Origin of the sequence: Syntrophomonas wolfei subsp. methylbutyratica (assembly GCF_001570625.1) — a bacterium.
GTDB lineage: Bacteria > Bacillota > Syntrophomonadia > Syntrophomonadales > Syntrophomonadaceae > Syntrophomonas > Syntrophomonas methylbutyratica.
The window spans coordinates 89,311-108,901 of record NZ_BBQT01000010.1 but is presented as its reverse complement, the minus strand read 5'-3'; the positions used below and the strand labels follow the sequence as shown (position 1 = coordinate 108,901).

The window sequence follows — 19,591 nt, the reverse complement described above, 5'->3', positions numbered from 1 at the left end:
GAAGTTGTTCGCACATTGGCAAATGGGGATTCGTCCTGCGGCTGGATAATGGGAGCCGGATGAGCTGAGAGGTTCACGTCCGGTTCTGAGAGGGCCTGGGGGTGAGATTCCCCCGGGCTACTTACCTTATCTGCACGTTCCAACATGAGAACGAGGCAAAGGCCTTCTATGAAATGCTGGAAGCAAGGCTAAAGAAGTTCAATCTGGAACTATCAAAGGACAAGAGCAAGATAATCCGGTTCGGCAGATTTGCGAAGCAGCACAGTGCTGACGGTAAAACAGATACGTTCGATTTCCTGGGGTTTACCCACATCAACGGCAAAACGCTGACGGGTAAATACACAGTACTGCACCGTACCAGCAAGAAGAAGCCGAAAGCCAAGAAGCAGAATGTAAAGGAATGGCTTAAGGAGAACATTCATAGCAAGCCATCCGATACGATAGAACGACTGAACAAGAAACTGGTGGGGCATTACAGGTATTATGGCATCTCCGGTAACTACGAGGGACTTCTGAAATTCTACCGTTACATTAGAACTGCGCTATATAAGACGCTGACGAGGCGCAGCCAGAGGACATATCTAACGTGGAGGCGGTATAGGATGCTCCTTGAAAAGCACCCTATAGCAAAACCGAGGATATATGTGAACATCTGGCAAGCTGTGTAAGGCTTATATGAAGAGCCCAATGCCTTAATAGGGCACGTTGGGTTCTGTGAGGGGCGTGGACGGCCTTCTCACATTCAACAAATCATGGAAAAGTGAGGTGGAAGTCGAGCGTCTACTCGACATTATTAATGCAGCTAGTAAAAATCAACATCGAAATACCCGAAGAAGTACTTTCGAACATGGGAAAAGAAAGAAAGGAATTTGAGGCAGAGACTAAATTGTGGCTGGCGACAAAACTGTTTCTTGATAAGGAAGTATCCTTGGGAAAAGCAGCAATGGTAGCTGGACTTGCTAGATTGGATTTCATGAAATATTTGCAGGAGCAAAAAATTGACATTTACAGATATGAAGAGGGTGAATTAAATAAGGAGTTTGAGAAAATTAAGAAAGCAGTGAAAAAATAATTATGATTGCAGTAATTAACGCCAGCCCGCTAATCAGCCTGGCGCTCATTAATCAACTTAATATTATACGGGAGGTTTTCTCAGAAGTATATGTACCGTCTCAAGTGTATCACGAGGTTCTTGGTAACGAAACAGAGCGACCAGGAAGCGAAGTTTTGAAAGCAGCTAATTGGTTAAAGGTGGTTCGCGTTAGCAATCAAATTACTGTTGATATTTTGTCATATTCGCTAGATCCTGGAGAAGCGGAAGTTCTGGCTCTGGCTTACCAGCTAAAACCGGACTTTGTAATAATTGATGAATTGAAAGGCCGTAAAATGGCTAATTATTTGGGGATAGATGTGATTGGTACTTTGGGATTATTGCTAATGTCAAAGGAATTAAAGATAATAGCTGAAGTAAAACCCCTGATGCAACAGCTAAAGAAAAAGGGAATTTGGATATCTAATAAGCTATATGATGAGGTTTTGAGACTGGCTCAGGAGACAGACTAATTTTAATCAGGCGGTATAATTATTGGCTAAAGCCAGCGAGATTGCAGGCTTATCAGTAAATGGTTTTATTTATATACTGAAGACTGAAAATATTCCCCGGAGTGAATATACTAAAGAGTGATTAACTTCGAGACGATATTGCAATTCGGGAGTTTAAAATGGTAATAAAGTTTAAGACCAAAAAACAGGCCTGGGGGAGGGTTGACATGGACTTTTCAGTAACCGGAACCCTTATTTGGTATTACTACATATGCAAAAGAGAAGTCTGGTTAATGGCTCATCAGTTGGAACCGGATCAGGAGCATGAGAATTTACAGATTGGTAAAATAATTGGTGAAAGCACTTATCCAAGAGATAAAAAGGAAATTGACCTGGGTAATGCCAAGATTGATTTAATTAGAACTGAACATGGTGAAATGGTAGTTGGTGAGGTAAAAAAGACTTCGCGCTTTAAAGAGAGTGCTGGTAAACAACTGCTATTTTACTTGCTGCAGCTCAAAGAAATGGGGATAAAGGCCAGGGGTGAACTACTTTTTCCAGAAGAAAGAGATAAATTAGAGGTATTGCTTGATGATGATGGGGAGAAAGAAATAAGGCAAGCAATGCAAGATATTGAGGCTATTGTAAGGATGGACAGGCCCCCGGAGGTGGCGAAAACAAAATATTGCCGAAATTGTGCCTATAGCGAGTTTTGCTGGTCTTAAGGGGGAGGGGGTAGTATGAAGAAGACCATTTATGTGTTTAATGATGGAGAATTTAAGCGCAAGGATAACACCCTTTATTTTGAAACCGAAGAAGGCAAAAAGTATATTCCGGTTGAGGATGTAAAGGAAATTATTGTATTTGGTGAAGTGACTCTAAATAAACGCTTTTTAGAATTTCTTACTCAAAAAGAAATAATCCTTCATTTTCTAAACAATTATGGCTACTATACAGGTTCCTATTACCCACGGGAACATCTCAATTCAGGCTATATGATTCTTAGACAGGCAGAGCACTATTTGGATGGAGTAAAAAGGCTGGTTCTGGCTAAATGCTTTGTCCGGGGAGCATCGGCAAATATGCTGGAGGTAATAAGCTATTACGCTAACCGGGGTAAAGAAGTACAGAAACAGGTGGAAGCTATATCAAATCTTACAGAACGATTGGAGGATAGTAAGGCGGTAGATGAACTAATGGCCATTGAAGGGAATATTAGGGATCATTATTACCAAAGTTTTAATGCAATTATAGGTAAGGCTGAATTCGACTTTCAGGGTCGTAACCGGCGTCCACCGCGAGACCGCATCAATGCCCTTATTAGTTTTGGCAATACTCTGGCCTATATGGCTGTACTCAGCGAAATCTATAAGACTCACCTGGATCCGCGTATAGGATATTTGCATACTACTAATTTTCGTCGCTTTACTCTTAACCTTGATGTGGCGGAGATATTTAAGCCGATCCTGGTGGATCGAGTTATTTTTTCACTCCTGGGTAGAAACATGCTACGTGCTGGTCATTTCGAAAATAAAACCCAGAGTATTATAATGAATGATAAAGGTAGAAAAATATTTGTGGAAGAATGGGAAAACAAGTTACGCACCACTATAAAACATCGACAGCTCGGGCGGGAAGTTTCGTATCGCCGTATCATACGCATGGATCTTTATAAATTGGAAAAGCATTTAATGGGAGAAAAGGGTTTTAAACCGTTTGTTTCTCGCTGGTAAGGGGGAGAAGTGATGTTTGTAATTCTTGTTTATGATGTTGGTGAAAAAAGAGTTACTAAAGTGTTAAAAACGGCGCGGAAACATCTATACTGGGTACAGAATTCAGTCTTGGAAGGGAATATTAGCGAAAGTAGCTTTAAGCAATTAAAGGTGGAATTAGAAAAGATTATTGATGAGGATTATGATTCGGTCATTTTTTATACTTTCCGAACCACAAAGTATTCTGATCGTGAGATAATGGGGGTTAAGAAAGGTGGGGAGGATAACTTCCTATGAGTTGAAAAAATGTCGTCGACCATCAGTAGCGTTAAAAAGCTTGGGTGGCGACGACATTATAAAATAAGGTCAACCTCCGAGATTTCCTCTTTTTAAAGATTTAGGTATAATATAAATAGGCACATGGCATTTTTGTGATTATGCCATTATTTCTTACCCCGGACGAGTTTTTAGCGTACCTATCAGGAATTGAAACGATAAGACATACACAAGCGCAAGGACAACAGGCCGGTTTTTAGCGTACCTATCAGGAATTGAAACCTAATAAACTTTTTAAACCTGTTTAATATTGATTCTGTTTTTAGCGTACCTATCAGGAATTGAAACCCTGATGCAGTAAGATTGACTTTAAAATCGAATGGAGTTTTTAGCGTACCTATCAGGAATTGAAACTGGGATTATTGCAGATAATCGAATTGAACTTCCTGAAGTTTTTAGCGTACCTATCAGGAATTGAAACAGCAAAGAGATCCGGAACCCTTAAAACAGACGATAAAGTTTTTAGCGTACCTATCAGGAATTGAAACATCGAACAGTCATGCCAGGACCTCAAGGGTGAAGAGAGTTTTTAGCGTACCTATCAGGAATTGAAACCGCATACAGTCAAGAATGGTATCCATACCATGCAGTTTTTAGCGTACCTATCAGGAATTGAAACCTTGATCAAGGTTGTTATATATGAAGAAGAGTTTGAAGTTTTTAGCGTACCTATCAGGAATTGAAACATTGAAATGAATGGGCCAAATGGGGTAGAAAAGTTAGTTTTTAGCGTACCTATCAGGAATTGAAACATAGTCTTCTCCACTGGAGGTCTCCTCCTTGGTGCCTGTTTTTAGCGTACCTATCAGGAATTGAAACTCGCCTCACGAAACTCACTGTGTTTGTTCTGCCACGTTTTTAGCGTACCTATCAGGAATTGAAACATCCCATGCGTGCTCGTTGCAATGTGCCTGCCACTCGGTTTTTAGCGTACCTATCAGGAATTGAAACAAATAAAATCAAGAAGAACAAAAAAGGAAATGGGACAAAGTTTTTAGCGTACCTATCAGGAATTGAAACAACTGTGCATCGTCCTCCATTTTTACGGTTGCGCTGTTTTTAGCGTACCTATCAGGAATTGAAACATCCCCATCCTTTTAATTTTTTCCTTACGACCGCTAGTTTTTAGCGTACCTATCAGGAATTGAAACAAGATAGGTAAAGCGCAGGCTCCGGCCTCGCACTCGGTTTTTAGCGTACCTATCAGGAATTGAAACTAGTTCCCTCCCAACCGCCCCCACCTGAGTAGAGGCGGTTTTTAGCGTACCTATCAGGAATTGAAACTACATTTGCTTGCTTGATGTTGCAAGGAGATTCTCGGTTTTTAGCGTACCTATCAGGAATTGAAACGTTTAAAGGAGGAAAATAAAAATGGTTGAAAGTTAGTTTTTAGCGTACCTATCAGGAATTGAAACCCCTTATTCCCGCCCCGGTTCCAGCCCGGAGCAGGGTAGTTTTTAGCGTACCTATCAGGAATTGAAACTACTAGGGTCAGCAAATAAGAAAGGAATGAGATAGAGTTTTTAGCGTACCTATCAGGAATTGAAACGCCAGAGCTTAAGCCTCACAACGTCGCCCATGTCGGTTTTTAGCGTACCTATCAGGAATTGAAACGCCAGCTCCGCATCGATGGCGGCACGAACCCACGAGTTTTTAGCGTACCTATCAGGAATTGAAACGGCCTGGCTGGTGTAATTCCCGGTAAATGTAGCACTGTTTTTAGCGTACCTATCAGGAATTGAAACACATATCCTAAAATCTGGTAATAGCGGGTTGTGAGGTTTTTAGCGTACCTATCAGGAATTGAAACTGGTGTACGTCGAGGGTTGTATCGTCTGCACCGCAAGTTTTTAGCGTACCTATCAGGAATTGAAACGCTTTTGGGTATCGCCGCCTATTTCGATTGTGATCGTTTTTAGCGTACCTATCAGGAATTGAAACAAGGAACAGGTTGCCTACTCTCCTGAATGCGAGGCCGCGTTTTTAGCGTACCTATCAGGAATTGAAACACTTATACCTGAAGTTTATGGGGCAAATTGACAAAGTTTTTAGCGTACCTATCAGGAATTGAAACTACTATTTCCCAAATGTGCTATGCTATTGGTCATAAACGTTTTTAGCGTACCTATCAGGAATTGAAACGCAGCCCAGTAATGATTGCCGCTGTCCACCCTACCCGTTTTTAGCGTACCTATCAGGAATTGAAACCGGGTAGCTACAATCATTTGCGATTAAGCCTGGCGGTTTTTAGCGTACCTATCAGGAATTGAAACCCCGGGTAGCTATAGCCTGCAGTCCTTCCTGCTCGAGGTTTTTAGCGTACCTATCAGGAATTGAAACTAGACTCTGGCATGGGTGCCCGGCCGCAGCCGTTACGTTTTTAGCGTACCTATCAGGAATTGAAACTAGTGCTCTGTTAAAATGCGCTTACGTTCTTGGAAATCGTTTTTAGCGTACCTATCAGGAATTGAAACCGGCAAGTGCAAGTTGAACGGGAACGAATACAAGGGTTTTTAGCGTACCTATCAGGAATTGAAACTGCGCAGCAAAGCCGCTCTATAAATTACCAAGCGAGTTTTTAGCGTACCTATCAGGAATTGAAACACATTTCAGCCCTGGGAGTATGGTGACCCATGGACAAGTTTTTAGCGTACCTATCAGGAATTGAAACTTCAGCCAGTCGGAAAAGACAGACCCATATGAGCGGTTTTTAGCGTACCTATCAGGAATTGAAACGTAAAGAAGTGAAGAAAGGACAGTATGAGGCCGTGAGTTTTTAGCGTACCTATCAGGAATTGAAACCGCACTCTTCGCAGTCGGTTTTCTCATGTATCATTGTTTTTAGCGTACCTATCAGGAATTGAAACTCAGTCCGATATCGTCCGGGCGGCTATGCGGCCTAAAGTTTTTAGCGTACCTATCAGGAATTGAAACCAACCAGGACGCTTGAAGAGAACAGGCTTGAAAACGTTTTTAGCGTACCTATCAGGAATTGAAACCGGGTTTCCGGGGTTTTGGCATCGTCCCATCTCAAAGTTTTTAGCGTACCTATCAGGAATTGAAACATCCAAGGCGGCCTTAGCGCCGCCCTTTGATTGCAAAGTTTTTAGCGTACCTATCAGGAATTGAAACTCGTCCCAGTCTACCTTTGCACCCAGGGCCTCAGCCGTTTTTAGCGTACCTATCAGGAATTGAAACTTTACTTTTGCATGTCTTTTTGTCGGGCATTTAACGTTTTTAGCGTACCTATCAGGAATTGAAACTGACCAGCAAATGCCGGAGTTAAAGCAGGCGGCAGAGTTTTTAGCGTACCTATCAGGAATTGAAACTTTGGCTTAGTTTCGTATTTAGTTTGACCGCTTTGGTTTTTAGCGTACCTATCAGGAATTGAAACTGGACCAGGAAAACAATATACATGCTGTTTCGAAAGTTTTTAGCGTACCTATCAGGAATTGAAACTTGGAGAGGAGCTGTTCCATTCTGTGCAGGAGAGATTGTTTTTAGCGTACCTATCAGGAATTGAAACTGGACTTTGGTTTGCAAAGCCAAGCCTTTTTTGGTGTTTTTAGCGTACCTATCAGGAATTGAAACCGAAACATTATTTGTTGTTTACATAACTTAATAAGGTTTTTAGCGTACCTATCAGGAATTGAAACCCAGGTGTCGGATGCCGATGGGGATTCCGTGACTAGTTTTTAGCGTACCTATCAGGAATTGAAACTTCCCCGACCCCCATTTGTGTACACCAAATCAAATGTTTTTAGCGTACCTATCAGGAATTGAAACCTAAAGGTTCGCTGGCCATTACCAGTTGATTGTTTTCGTTTTTAGCGTACCTATCAGGAATTGAAACTTCTTTTTGTCGATGAGGCCTGGATGCTGGCAGATGGTTTTTAGCGTACCTATCAGGAATTGAAACATATTAAGGATAGACGGTATTTTTTTATGGATTCTGTTTTTAGCGTACCTATCAGGAATTGAAACGCCACTCTTTCTGATAGTAGCCCGCTATTACCCTGGTTTTTAGCGTACCTATCAGGAATTGAAACCGACCCACCCATTGTCGTAGTAACGAACGCTATTGGTTTTTAGCGTACCTATCAGGAATTGAAACGCCCCAGCCACATCCGAACCAGGAACCTCCTTGCAGTTTTTAGCGTACCTATCAGGAATTGAAACATGGAGTAATTACAGTTTTTGTATGGAAGTATATGGTTTTTAGCGTACCTATCAGGAATTGAAACCTATATCGGCCGGCACGTTTACACTTCTGACATTCGTTTTTAGCGTACCTATCAGGAATTGAAACCTGATGAAGGGCTGCAGTGGTTTACCGATTTATGGGTTTTTAGCGTACCTATCAGGAATTGAAACAGTATCCGGCTAACGGGAACCCTGACGCACAGCATGAGTTTTTAGCGTACCTATCAGGAATTGAAACAAATCTGGTAACTGTAAGTAATACATGGTCTCCCCTGTTTTTAGCGTACCTATCAGGAATTGAAACAAGGAGGATGATAGGATGGCGAACACCGTCAATTATCGTTTTTAGCGTACCTATCAGGAATTGAAACCGAATAAGGAGGAATGCTAATTGCTACCACTACGCAGTTTTTAGCGTACCTATCAGGAATTGAAACTTAGGTTCTCCTGAGCCGCCTGGGTAAACCTGAAGTTTTTAGCGTACCTATCAGGAATTGAAACATGCCAAGCTCTGCGGCCCGGTCCATCGGGATACCGTTTTTAGCGTACCTATCAGGAATTGAAACCCAACTCGCGTTTGGAAACTTTGGAGCAAGGCCAAGTTTTTAGCGTACCTATCAGGAATTGAAACGTAATATATACCGTTCTTTCCGGTGCCGACCATTCAGTTTTTAGCGTACCTATCAGGAATTGAAACTTTTTCAGAGTAAAGCCATAGCCGCAATGAAGCGGGGGGTTTTTAGCGTACCTATCAGGAATTGAAACTATGTGAGCATCTGCTGGAGCATACCCGGCAATATAGTTTTTAGCGTACCTATCAGGAATTGAAACTAATTTTACCCGCCGGGATTAAACGGAGTGAAGGACGGTTTTTAGCGCACCTATCAGGAATTGAAACACCGCAGACAACCGTGAACAGGCTACAAGTCCGTGTTTTTAGCGTACCTATCAGGAATTGAAACAAGTTCGCCTCACGAAGTCCGGAACCGTCCGGGCCTGTTTTTAGCGTACCTATCAGGAATTGAAACTACCACAAGCTACCCTGTTCGCAAGTCCCCCGATATGTTTTTAGCGTACCTATCAGGAATTGAAACACTTACATGCTGTAGTTGTATTTGTTCCGAAATATCGTTTTTAGCGTACCTATCAGGAATTGAAACTGCGGCGCGCACCTCATACGCGAACCAGCCGCGGTCGTTTTTAGCGTACCTATCAGGAATTGAAACTAGAGACACCCTGGGGCACATTGTTTTCCCGCGAGGGGTTTTTAGCGTACCTATCAGGAATTGAAACTCAGTATTCCTCAGTAGAAACGGAAAAGCCCCAGCTCGTTTTTAGCGTACCTATCAGGAATTGAAACTTAGTTGGAACTCTTCTCCGCTTAGAGCAACGACAAGTTTTTAGCGTACCTATCAGGAATTGAAACTGGCTCTCGCTTTTAATAATACTTCGGGAGCAAAAGGTTTTTAGCGTACCTATCAGGAATTGAAACTTTGGCTTAGTTTCGTATTTAGTTTGACCGCTTTGGTTTTTAGCGTACCTATCAGGAATTGAAACTGGACCAGGAAAACAATATACATGCTGTTTCGAAAGTTTTTAGCGTACCTATCAGGAATTGAAACTTGGAGAGGAGCTGTTCCATTCTGTGCAGGAGAGATTGTTTTTAGCGTACCTATCAGGAATTGAAACTGGACTTTGGTTTGCAAAGCCAAGCCTTTTTTGGTGTTTTTAGCGTACCTATCAGGAATTGAAACTGGGAACGACCGCACAATCGGTTTTTCCAACTGCGAGTTTTTAGCGTACCTATCAGGAATTGAAACTTTGCAAGATATATCTGGCCATTCTGCGATTGCAGAGTTTTTAGCGTACCTATCAGGAATTGAAACTGGTGTAGGAGGTTTGTTGAATGGAAGAAAATAAGGTTTTTAGCGTACCTATCAGGAATTGAAACTTCGGATTGGGCACCTTCCAAACGGTGCCGACCCGGGTTTTTAGCGTACCTATCAGGAATTGAAACCTCAACTAACCACCTCCCCGGTTTCATTCGCCGGACGGGTTTTTAGCGTACCTATCAGGAATTGAAACATCTTCCAACATTTTAACTCTGTATAAATGACCTGTTGGTTTTTAGCGTACCTATCAGGAATTGAAACTTACCTCCCTTCCCTATATATATGGCCGAATTTGGTTTTTAGCGTACCTATCAGGAATTGAAACTGATTTCCCGGTATCCATCAAAAGGATCAAAGGTTGTTTTTAGCGTACCTATCAGGAATTGAAACTTAAAGCGTTCAGTATCATCAAATGCCCGAACTGCGAGTTTTTAGCGTACCTATCAGGAATTGAAACTTTGCAAGATATATCTGGCCATTCTGCGATTGCAGAGTTTTTAGCGTACCTATCAGGAATTGAAACTGGTGTAGGAGGTTTGTTGAATGGAAGAAAATAAGGTTTTTAGCGTACCTATCAGGAATTGAAACTTCGGATTGGGCACCTTCCAAACGGTGCCGACCCGGGTTTTTAGCGTACCTATCAGGAATTGAAACGTGAAGAAGGTGAAGAATAATGTTTAAAGAGATATTGTTTTTAGCGTACCTATCAGGAATTGAAACTAAGAGTGAGAAGCATGACTAAGTGTTCGCTGTCATAGTTTTTAGCGTACCTATCAGGAATTGAAACCATATCAATTTTATTCGACTTCGTTGTGTTATCGTTGTTTTTAGCGTACCTATCAGGAATTGAAACCACAAAAGCAAGAAGGAATAGATATTAGGACATTTGAGTTTTTAGCGTACCTATCAGGAATTGAAACTCCTTTTCCCATCCTTCTAATTTTACAGCAACTACTGTTTTTAGCGTACCTATCAGGAATTGAAACCCGGGGAGGGGAAATCATGCAATGCATTGAGTGCGGAGTTTTTAGCGTACCTATCAGGAATTGAAACTATGCTGGGAAATCCCGCCGGCACTTCAGCCCAAGTTTTTAGCGTACCTATCAGGAATTGAAACAACTTTATATCCTCGGTAGTAACAGATAATCTTACCAGGTTTTTAGCGTACCTATCAGGAATTGAAACTCCCATCTCTACTTGCTGCTTTCTTGCTTCGCACTCGTTTTTAGCGTACCTATCAGGAATTGAAACAAGACTGGTAAATCGTATATGTGCTCCCTCGTGGGGTTTTTAGCGTACCTATCAGGAATTGAAACGCAGAGGACTTTCCGGCTGAAACAGATGCTTATAAAGTTTTTAGCGTACCTATCAGGAATTGAAACCCACCTAAAAAAGCTACAGCAACGAAAAAACTAACCAAGTTTTTAGCGTACCTATCAGGAATTGAAACACACATCGGTCTTCCAGAAAACACCATTCAACTATCGCGTTTTTAGCGTACCTATCAGGAATTGAAACTATAAACACAATCATTCGTATCGCAATTGATTGTAGTTTTTAGCGTACCTATCAGGAATTGAAACGCGGCAGGGATGCTGACGGGGCTGAGTATAAAGGGCGTTTTTAGCGTACCTATCAGGAATTGAAACAGCTCAACTTCGGCAGTAAAATCGGATAAAAATTTCGTTTTTAGCGTACCTATCAGGAATTGAAACCCACCTAAAAAAGCTACAGCAACGAAAAAACTAACCAAGTTTTTAGCGTACCTATCAGGAATTGAAACACACATCGGTCTTCCAGAAAACACCATTCAACTATCGCGTTTTTAGCGTACCTATCAGGAATTGAAACTATAAACACAATCATTCGTATCGCAATTGATTGTAGTTTTTAGCGTACCTATCAGGAATTGAAACGCGGCAGGGATGCTGACGGGGCTGAGTATAAAGGGCGTTTTTAGCGTACCTATCAGGAATTGAAACAGCTCAACTTCGGCAGTAAAATCGGATAAAAATTTCGTTTTTAGCGTACCTATCAGGAATTGAAACGCCGGCGCTCGGTTCTTTCCTCGAAATTCAATATCGTTTTTAGCGTACCTATCAGGAATTGAAACGGAGGCAGCTAACGGACCGGTACCGAAGGGGCACGGTTTTTAGCGTACCTATCAGGAATTGAAACCTTTTTTCCAGGAAGTCCCGCAGCGCGCTTGGAACGATGGTTTTTAGCGTACCTATCAGGAATTGAAACTGAATCCTGCAACTTCGTAACCAGCTCCGTAACGAGCGTTTTTAGCGTACCTATCAGGAATTGAAACTTCTCCTCTCCTTTACATTGGGTATAAATCGTCAGCGTTTTTAGCGTACCTATCAGGAATTGCAACCTAAAACTCAGGGCGTTCATTAGGCCGGATTGATTGATAAATGCTATTTGCTAATGGCCTTGCGTAATTTGACCCAGTACTGCTCGTCCTCAAATCCCATTCGCCATATGGCGACTCCCCGTAGGCTATATTTTTTAGCCAATGCCACTTTTCTGGTTATGCTAAACCCATTTTCAAACCAGACTTCATGTTTGAGCCCTCTATCCCAATAAAAGAAAAAAGCAGATTGGGAATCATTATCCCATTGGACTTTGGCTTTATGAGAATCAGCGCGTTGTTGCGCTTCCCGCTGGCCTATATATTTTATTTCGGCTGTTTTGGGAACCGGCCAATCATACCCGTAAGCTCCGATACAAACCACCAATTTATTGGCGGGGATTGATTTGAGGGCTTCTTTGATGTTTTTTTCCACCCATTTATAAGGGGAAACAGAACCTGGCTTAGTGTTTGCCGAGTGCTTGTCGTAGGTCATAATGGTTATTATATCGGCCAATCCCCCCAGTGCGCCGTAATCATAGGCGGCACCTATCTCTATCCATCTAATTTGGGCATTACTGATACCGATATCATCTTATTTTGAGCATGTAGCTGTTTGGCCAAATCACGAACAAAGATTGTTAAATCATCCCGGTTTTGCGCGGGAAGCAACTCGAAATCAATATTAATGCCGTCATAATTATTATCTGCTATGATTTTGACTATATTATTTATGGCGGTCGTCCTTATAGTTGGGTCCGTAAGAACGGACTGGTTGACCAAATCCTTGTTTATCAAGGGAAGTAGTTTGATTTCCGGGTGTTGGCGCATAAAAACTATTACATCCGGTTCCAGACCAACTGCCGAAACTTTTATACTGCCATCGATGTTAAGGGTGTACCAGTAGGGCATAAGAATACTAATATCCGTATAATGTGTTTTAAGGGAGGGAAACCCATAGGTAAGATCATTCCAACCCTTTTCGTAGAAAGCCATGACTTGCAATTTTTTTTGCCTGGGAATGTGTAGTGGTTTTTTGGCCGCATTACAGCCATTACATCCAGCCAGGAGTAGGATAAGCATTATTATAGAAATTATTTTTTTCAACTTTATTAACTTTTGTGTAGAATTCACGCTAATATAACACCTTCGAGTATTATATTACGCAAATTCCTATGACCTATTCCTGAATAAGGATCTTGCATAAATCAAAAAGCCATTGAGAGCTCTTAAGGAGTCTAATTTAACTATAATAGCAAAATTAAAAAATAAACTGGGAATGCCATTCGATAAAATGTTACAATATCTTTATCTAAGGGTGCGGAAACCCAAAATATTTTTATTGAGAGGGGAGACAAAATGAAGAAATTTGTAAAACTAGGAATATGCGCAGTCCTGATGATGGCTCTGTGCATAAGTGTTGTGGGCTGCGGTAAAAGTGGTGATAAGGCCGAGAAATTTAAGGTAGGTATGGAATGCGGCTATCCTCCATTTAACTGGACCCAACTGGACAACTCGAATGGAGCAGTTCCTATTGCTGGCAGCAAGGAGTTTGCCGGTGGCTATGATGTGGAAATTGCCAAAAAACTGGCTGAGGGAATGGGCAAGGAACTGGTTATTGTTAAAACCAAATGGGACGGGCTCACCCCGGCAGTACAGTCGGGTACCATTGATGGCATTATTGCCGGTATGTCTCCAATGGCTGATAGGAGACTGACCCTGGACTTTTCCGATTACTACTACAGTTCTGACCTGGTTATTGTTGTCAAGAAAGGCTCGAAATATGAAAAAGCTACAAGTTTAAAGGACTTCACCGGAGCCAAAATTACCGCCCAGCAAAACACCTTCCACTACACAGTTATTGACCAAATTCCCAATGTAAAAAAACAAACTGCCATGGCTGACTTTCCGGCTATGCGGGTATCCCTGGAGTCGGGTATCATTGATGGTTATGTCTCGGAAAAGCCTGAAGGTGTTTCGGCCACAAGCGCCAATGCCAAGTTTGGCATGGCTGAATTTGCTAAAGGCCAGGGATTTGAATTTACTGCTGATGATATCGCCATTTCGGTGGGGATTAAAAAAGGCAACACTGAGCTGCTTAATAATATTAACAAGGTTTTAGCCGGTATATCACAGGAACAACGGGATGAACTAATGAAAAATGCCATTTTAAACCAGCCTGCATCGCAATAATCCATGTAGCAATTAACTGGAGTGTGTTTATCTGATGGCAGTGGATGCAAATAGTAGTTTTATTACCTGGGTGTTATATATTTTGCAAAGTTCCTGGCCCCTCTTCTTGAGAGGGGCCCAGGTTACCCTTATAATCTCGCTTAGCGGTACGATTATAGGTTTTCTTATTGGTGTATTAATAGGAATCATCCGCACGATTCCCATTGACCACAATACCAATCTGTTTAAAAGAATCGTTCTGAAGATAATTGATTATTTCTTGCTTTGCTATATAGAAGTATTTCGTGGCACCCCTATGATGGTACAGGCTATGGTTATTTTTTATGGCAGTGCCATGATTTATGGCATACGCATGTCCCCGATATTTGCCGGTGTGTTTATTGTTTCCATAAATACCGGGGCTTATATGGCGGAAATTGTCCGTGGTGGTATTATATCCATAGATAAAGGCCAGTTTGAAGCATCACATGCTATAGGCATGACTCATGCTCAGACCATGATCAGTATTGTGCTGCCTCAGGCCATTCGCAATATCTTACCGGCTTTAAGCAATGAGTTCGTTATCAATATTAAAGACACATCAGTGCTTAATGTTATAGGGGTTACCGAGCTTTATTTCCAGTCTAATTCGGCGGCAGGCAATAACTTCCGCTATTTTGAAGTATTTTTGATTACCTGCATTATTTATTTCATAATGACCTTTACTGTAACCCGCATACTTAGATATTTTGAAGCAAAATTAGAAGGTCCATCGGTCTACACCATCCATGGTTCGCAAACGGTACCTGAGGCGGAAATTAAGATTTCGACAGGGAGCAAGAAAAATGGAAAAAATCATTAAAATAAACCACCTGCAGAAAAGTTTCGGAGCGATTGAAGTATTGAAAGATATTAACTTCTCAGTCAGTAAAGGCGAAGTGGTCTGTATAATCGGCTCCAGTGGTTCAGGAAAGTCAACTCTTCTCCGCTGTTTAAATCTTCTGGAGATCCCGAGCAGCGGGGAAGTAGTGTATCACGGACAAAACATTCTGGAGCAAAAAATGTCCAATGCCGTATATAGAGCCAAAATGGGTATGGTTTTTCAGCAGTTCAATCTCTTTAATAACCTGAACGTATTGGACAATTGTGTTATTGGACAGGTCAAGGTGTTAAAAAAGAATACTGCGGCGGCGAAGAAAACGGCCCTGGATTACCTGGAATTGGTGGGTATGTCGCAGTTTATCAATGCCAAGCCCCATCAGATATCGGGCGGGCAAAAACAGCGTGTTGCCATCGCGCGAGCACTTTCCATGGAACCTGAAGCTTTGCTGTTTGATGAGCCTACCAGTGCCCTCGACCCCGAAATGGTAGGTGAAGTGCTCAAAGTAATGAAGAACCTGGCTAAAAGCGGTTTGACTATGCTGATTGTTACTCATGAAATGGCCTTTGCCCGCGATGTAGCCAACCGAGTTGTGTTTATGGATAGCGGGGTCATTGTCGAAGACGATGTTCCTGATGTAGTGTTTAACAATCCCAATAACGAAAGAACCCGTATTTTTCTAAAAAGGATTCTGGAGAATTAGCCCGCCGACTTCTGCCTATCCTAATATCCTTCAATGGTCATGCCTGCATTTTTTAGCATTTTTGCTATACTGATTGTAACTACAGCTTATGCTTATGCTGCCTCCCCTTAAGTTCTTAATCAACAGAGGGGAAATAACAGGTTTATCTGGAGAAAATCTGAAGATTAGTCCCGTACTTTTTTCACTTGGAAGATTGGAGGTATAATTGGATAATGAACTGGATAGGTTTATACTTCGGTCTCTATGTGCTGGCTACAATTGGCATATATCATATACTGGTTGTAAAACTTGAACTGCGCTTTGGTACCTGGCCTTGGGTGGGGTTTCTCTTGCTGGGGCTGGTCTGCCTGTATTTCTCGCTGAGAGTGCAGGATGTGGGCTGGTCCATGTGGTGGGGCTATAATGCTTTTATTAACCTGTGGTCGGTAAAGGAGATGTTTGACCAGGGCAAACGGCGAGCTTAATATGCTGCTTAATGGGTTATAGAGTTTTTGATTTTTGAAAGTGGTGGCAATCTTTGTTAAAGCAGATTGGTCCAAGGATTTTTGTGGTGACTCCTGAAGATAGTCCGAGATATCCTTATGGAAACTGTCTTTATGTGGAAGATGATGTCCCCGCCGTATTGGATCTGGGGGCTGGAGGCCGAGCGTTTCAAGAGATACCTTGTGAAAAGGTGCAGTTGGCTTTAATCAGTCACTCTCATTTTGACCATCTTCATGGAGATAGTTTTTTCCCCAGAGCAGGATTGTATGCGGGAAAAGAAGAGAGCAAAACTTATAGTGATGAAAACGAATATCTTAAATTTCATGGTTATGAACTATGGGCGGAAATGATGCCGGGAATAAAAAGGGTAGCTTTCAGTGAGGTTAGCCCTCTTCCCGATGATGTCCCCGTAAAACCGGGATTTCGTTATATACCGCTGGCGGGAATTTTTAAAGATATGGAACGTTTTCAACTGGGAAAAACTGAAATTACGGCTATACACCTTCCGGGTCATACTATCGGGCATTATGGCTTCTGGATTGAAAAAGAGGGAATTTTGTTTTCTGCCGACATGGATTTGGTAGTAGCCGGACCGTGGTACAGCAGTAATAGTGCTGATATAGGCCAGCTTGTTTCTTCAGTTCAACGTATTCGAGAAATCAGCCCAGGCCTTATCGTACCCTCCCACCGGAGGCCAATTTTAGATAAGATTGAAAAAAGGCTCGAACAGTATATCGGAGTAGTTTTTAAAAGGCAAGAGCGCATTTTGGACTTGCTTAAAGAGGCGCATACTATTGATGAACTGCTTGAATATCAAATGGTTTTCCACGGGCGTCGGGATATTTATCTCATATTCTGGGAAAAGATGACCCTTCGCAACCATATACGGTTTTTACAGCGGGAGGGGATGGTAGAAGAAGTGGAAAAGGGTCGCTATAAACGTTGTTAAACCACTTCTGTACCTGATAAGTATTTTCCTTTTCGCCAGGGGCTGGCGTGAAAAATACCTTTTCATTACTATTTGTATCGCCGCTGCTCCCCAATGCTTTGTTGGCGGTTGCCTTAAATATCATAAAACAAAAGAATAATTGAGAAATCTTAAGCATATCAATGGTTTTTGCCCCGATGTTTTTCAGGAAAAAACACATTGCTGTGCTTTGCTTTTATGTAAGCAAAGTTATGCTATACTTAGGTGAAAAATATAGAAAGGGGGGGGAGAGCTTGAGAATAGCAGTAATCGATGGCCAAGGAGGGGGGATAGGAAGAGTTATTGTGGAAAAGCTTCGTCACGAATTGGGGCAAAGCTGTAGTATTATTGCTCTGGGTACCAATGCCGTAGCCAGTTCTATGATGCTGAAAGCTGGAGCTAATGAAGGGGCTAGTGGTGAGAATGCCGTTACTTACTCGCTTAAAAGGGCAGACATAATTGCCGGCTCGGTGGCTATTTTGGCTGCTAATTCTTATTCCGGAGAACTAACACCGCGCATGGCGGAGGCGATTGCTTCTTCGGAAGCGATTAAAATTCTCATACCTTTAAATCGCTGTGGAATAGAGATCTCAGGGGTTTATGACGAACCTTTGCCTATTCAGGTGGATCACCTGGTAAACCGGGTAAAAAAGTTGTATGATGAAAAAAAGTCATAAAATACTCTTATTGGGGACAAGTTAGAGAAAGGTGGAAGAGAAAGTGTGTAAAGACATGCCCCCTCTGGAACTGGCTATTCAGTTTCATGGACATATCTGTCCCGGGCTTTTGATGGGAGTCAGGGTTGCTGAGTTTGCTCAGGAATACCTGGGGGTTGGCCGGGATTATGATGAGGAACTGGTGGCGATAGTTGAGACCGATTCCTGTGCGGTTGATGCTATTCAGGCCATACTGGGTTGTACTTTTGGCAAGGGAAACCTCATTTTCAAGGATTATGGCAAAAGTGTTTTTACCATTGGCAGCCGGGAAAAGTCCAAAGCTGTTAGGTTTTCCCAAAACATTGACGCTCTTGCTAAACCTCAGTTCAAGCGTTTTCGAGAACTGAACCAGAAAACCAGCTTGAGCAGTGATGAGGTAGCTGAAAAGGAGAACCTGGTGGGAGAACTTTTCGAAAAGATTATGACCGCTTCTTTTGAGGAGCTTTTTAAGTGGCGGGAAGTCCCTTATGAGATCCCAGCCAAAGCTCGCATTCATAAGACTATTCCTTGTGCACTATGTGGTGAGGGAGTTATGGAGACCCGGGTAATTATCAGTGAAAGAGGTAAGCTGTGCCCTTCTTGCCAGGCGGAATTTGGAGGTGAATTAAATGTGTGAGGCTAATGTTTATATTAACCGTGAGGGTCGGGAAGAAATCCTCATGGAAAAGGTGGATCGAATAATTCCTGGCGAGGACAACAATATATTTTTGGAGAGTATTTTTGGAGAGAGAAAGATAGTACAAGCCCGAATCCGTGAGATGGAATTAGTACATCATAGGGTCGTTTTGGAGGAAGTAAAACAGGAAATCATTACTCCGGATAAAGAAATCTGGCTGGAGCCTGAGACCGACCATGGTCATTTCCATGAGGGAGAAGAGGTCAGGTTAAAGGTTTTTCAGGGATATAATATGCGGGCTGAGGGTAAGCCTGCTTGTCCTGAACTAAAGGCCTTCGCCGTGGTGGATGGAGAAGCTAGGCAGATTGATATCGCGGAGAAAGAGGATTGTGGAGAGATCAACCTGGGGTCTGAGGTGGATGGACTGGTTCAAGTTTATGTTCGGGAAAGCGGGAAAATAGATAACTATGCCAAAGTAGTTGTGGAGGTTGGGCATCATCACCATCGCGGTTTGCAAGCCATAGGTTTACCGTTGGAAATTATTCCTTGTGATTATAGCCATGCCCGAATGGGAGAGAGCTATGAAGTTCAGGTCTTAAAAGAAGGCAAGCCACTACCGGGAGTACTGGTTCGGGCGACTTTTGCCGGCACCCATAATCGGGATTACCCGCATAAGCTGAACACTAATGATGAAGGTAAAGTAAAAATATTTCTGACCGCCAGAGGAAATTACCTATTTTCGGTTAATGATGGGGAAATACGCAGCACTTTTACCTTGATGAAAAGTTTTTAAGATATTCAGGGTAAAATACCCTTAAATCTTTGCAGGAATATTGATTTTTTTGCAGAATATTGTTTGCAATTGTGTCACGAAGATGCAGCACAGACAATAAGTTTTGAATATTTAACTAAATTGTATATTCTGGAGATCAAACCATGAAGGTATATGCTGGCTTGAAGCCCGGCTTATTTTGTCGTGGTTTTTTGTTTTTCTGCAATGGAGCCAATCTGTT

At 42.1% G+C, this 19,591-nt stretch carries 16 protein-coding genes and 1 CRISPR repeat array; of the genes, 14 read left to right on the top strand and 2 right to left on the bottom strand.

Going from position 1 to position 19,591, the window contains the following annotated elements; translation table 11 throughout:
- Positions 1–101: 101 nt before the first annotated feature.
- The 6 genes from AWB54_RS09050 (at position 102) to cas2 (ending at position 3,551) form a co-directional block, all read left to right on the top strand.
- Complete coding sequence (locus tag AWB54_RS09050) at positions 102–668, top strand: group II intron maturase-specific domain-containing protein (RefSeq protein ID WP_061214282.1); 567 nt, start codon at positions 102–104, stop codon at positions 666–668.
- A gap of 128 nt (positions 669–796) precedes the next feature.
- The gene (locus AWB54_RS09045) at positions 797–1,072 is read left to right on the top strand and encodes a UPF0175 family protein (protein ID WP_061214281.1); all 276 of its coding nucleotides are present in this window, start codon (positions 797–799) and stop codon (positions 1,070–1,072) included.
- Positions 1,073–1,074: 2 nt separating this feature from the next.
- The gene (locus tag AWB54_RS09040; RefSeq protein WP_061214280.1) at positions 1,075–1,563 is read left to right on the top strand and encodes a DUF3368 domain-containing protein; all 489 of its coding nucleotides are present in this window, start codon (positions 1,075–1,077) and stop codon (positions 1,561–1,563) included.
- A gap of 158 nt (positions 1,564–1,721) precedes the next feature.
- Entirely contained in the window at positions 1,722–2,267 is a 546-nt protein-coding gene (gene cas4 / locus AWB54_RS09035) for a CRISPR-associated protein Cas4 (RefSeq protein ID WP_235811140.1), read from the top strand.
- A gap of 15 nt (positions 2,268–2,282) precedes the next feature.
- Positions 2,283–3,275, top strand: coding sequence for a type I-B CRISPR-associated endonuclease Cas1b (cas1b, locus tag AWB54_RS09030; RefSeq protein WP_061214279.1), 993 nt, complete (start codon positions 2,283–2,285; stop codon positions 3,273–3,275).
- A gap of 12 nt (positions 3,276–3,287) precedes the next feature.
- Positions 3,288–3,551 (top strand): CRISPR-associated endonuclease Cas2, encoded by a 264-nt coding sequence (gene cas2 / locus AWB54_RS09025; protein ID WP_061214278.1) that lies wholly within the window; start codon positions 3,288–3,290, stop codon positions 3,549–3,551.
- 166 nt (positions 3,552–3,717) lie between these two features.
- Positions 3,718–12,065: a CRISPR direct-repeat array (repeat unit 30 nt; unit sequence GTTTTTAGCGTACCTATCAGGAATTGAAAC).
- A gap of 43 nt (positions 12,066–12,108) precedes the next feature.
- Here cas2 and AWB54_RS16520 read toward each other — a convergent pair.
- Both AWB54_RS16520 and AWB54_RS16515 read right to left on the bottom strand, forming a co-directional pair.
- A complete protein-coding gene (locus AWB54_RS16520; protein ID WP_268873643.1) occupies positions 12,109–12,594 on the bottom strand; it encodes a glycosyl hydrolase family 18 protein in 486 nt (161 codons plus the stop codon).
- A gap of 2 nt (positions 12,595–12,596) precedes the next feature.
- Positions 12,597–13,148: a glycosyl hydrolase family 18 protein gene (locus AWB54_RS16515; RefSeq protein ID WP_160328937.1), complete on the bottom strand. Its 552-nt coding sequence runs from the start codon at positions 13,146–13,148 to the stop codon at positions 12,597–12,599.
- Between the two features lie 252 nt (positions 13,149–13,400).
- On the opposite strand from AWB54_RS16515, the gene AWB54_RS09010 reads away from it, so the two are divergent.
- The 8 genes from AWB54_RS09010 (at position 13,401) to AWB54_RS16700 (ending at position 19,371) form a co-directional block, all read left to right on the top strand.
- Entirely contained in the window at positions 13,401–14,234 is an 834-nt protein-coding gene (locus AWB54_RS09010; RefSeq protein ID WP_061214275.1) for a transporter substrate-binding domain-containing protein, read from the top strand.
- 34 nt (positions 14,235–14,268) lie between these two features.
- Positions 14,269–15,075, top strand: coding sequence for an amino acid ABC transporter permease (locus AWB54_RS09005; RefSeq protein ID WP_061214274.1), 807 nt, complete (start codon positions 14,269–14,271; stop codon positions 15,073–15,075).
- A complete protein-coding gene (locus AWB54_RS09000; protein ID WP_061214273.1) occupies positions 15,059–15,796 on the top strand; it encodes an amino acid ABC transporter ATP-binding protein in 738 nt (245 codons plus the stop codon). Before AWB54_RS09005 ends, AWB54_RS09000 begins: the two co-directional genes overlap by 17 nt.
- A gap of 212 nt (positions 15,797–16,008) precedes the next feature.
- The gene (locus AWB54_RS08995) at positions 16,009–16,260 is read left to right on the top strand and encodes a DUF4491 family protein (RefSeq protein WP_061214272.1); all 252 of its coding nucleotides are present in this window, start codon (positions 16,009–16,011) and stop codon (positions 16,258–16,260) included.
- A gap of 53 nt (positions 16,261–16,313) precedes the next feature.
- On the top strand, positions 16,314–17,228 hold the full coding sequence (locus AWB54_RS08990) for an MBL fold metallo-hydrolase (RefSeq protein ID WP_061214271.1): 915 nt from the start codon (positions 16,314–16,316) through the stop codon (positions 17,226–17,228).
- A 272-nt stretch (positions 17,229–17,500) separates the two neighbouring features.
- Entirely contained in the window at positions 17,501–17,923 is a 423-nt protein-coding gene (locus AWB54_RS08985; RefSeq protein ID WP_061214270.1) for a DUF3842 family protein, read from the top strand.
- A 43-nt stretch (positions 17,924–17,966) separates the two neighbouring features.
- Positions 17,967–18,578, top strand: a complete 612-nt coding sequence (locus AWB54_RS08980; protein ID WP_061214269.1) for an FmdE family protein — start codon at positions 17,967–17,969, stop codon at positions 18,576–18,578.
- Entirely contained in the window at positions 18,571–19,371 is an 801-nt protein-coding gene (locus AWB54_RS16700) for a CooT family nickel-binding protein (RefSeq protein ID WP_082736117.1), read from the top strand. Before AWB54_RS08980 ends, AWB54_RS16700 begins: the two co-directional genes overlap by 8 nt.
- Positions 19,372–19,591: the final 220 nt, after the last annotated feature.

Bases quoted from the DNA above. Each gene is read 5' to 3' on its own strand.
- AWB54_RS09045 (WP_061214281.1), top strand. From the start codon at position 797: ATGCAGCTAGTAAAAATCAACATCGAAATACCCGAAGAAGTACTTTCG.
- AWB54_RS09040 (WP_061214280.1), top strand. From the start codon at position 1,075: ATGATTGCAGTAATTAACGCCAGCCCGCTAATCAGCCTGGCGCTCATT.
- cas4 (WP_235811140.1), top strand. From the start codon at position 1,722: ATGGTAATAAAGTTTAAGACCAAAAAACAGGCCTGGGGGAGGGTTGAC.
- cas1b (WP_061214279.1), top strand. From the start codon at position 2,283: ATGAAGAAGACCATTTATGTGTTTAATGATGGAGAATTTAAGCGCAAG.
- cas2 (WP_061214278.1), top strand. From the start codon at position 3,288: ATGTTTGTAATTCTTGTTTATGATGTTGGTGAAAAAAGAGTTACTAAA.
- AWB54_RS09010 (WP_061214275.1), top strand. From the start codon at position 13,401: ATGAAGAAATTTGTAAAACTAGGAATATGCGCAGTCCTGATGATGGCT.
- AWB54_RS09005 (WP_061214274.1), top strand. From the start codon at position 14,269: ATGGCAGTGGATGCAAATAGTAGTTTTATTACCTGGGTGTTATATATT.
- AWB54_RS09000 (WP_061214273.1), top strand. From the start codon at position 15,059: ATGGAAAAAATCATTAAAATAAACCACCTGCAGAAAAGTTTCGGAGCG.
- AWB54_RS08995 (WP_061214272.1), top strand. From the start codon at position 16,009: ATGAACTGGATAGGTTTATACTTCGGTCTCTATGTGCTGGCTACAATT.
- AWB54_RS16700 (WP_082736117.1), top strand. From the start codon at position 18,571: ATGTGTGAGGCTAATGTTTATATTAACCGTGAGGGTCGGGAAGAAATC.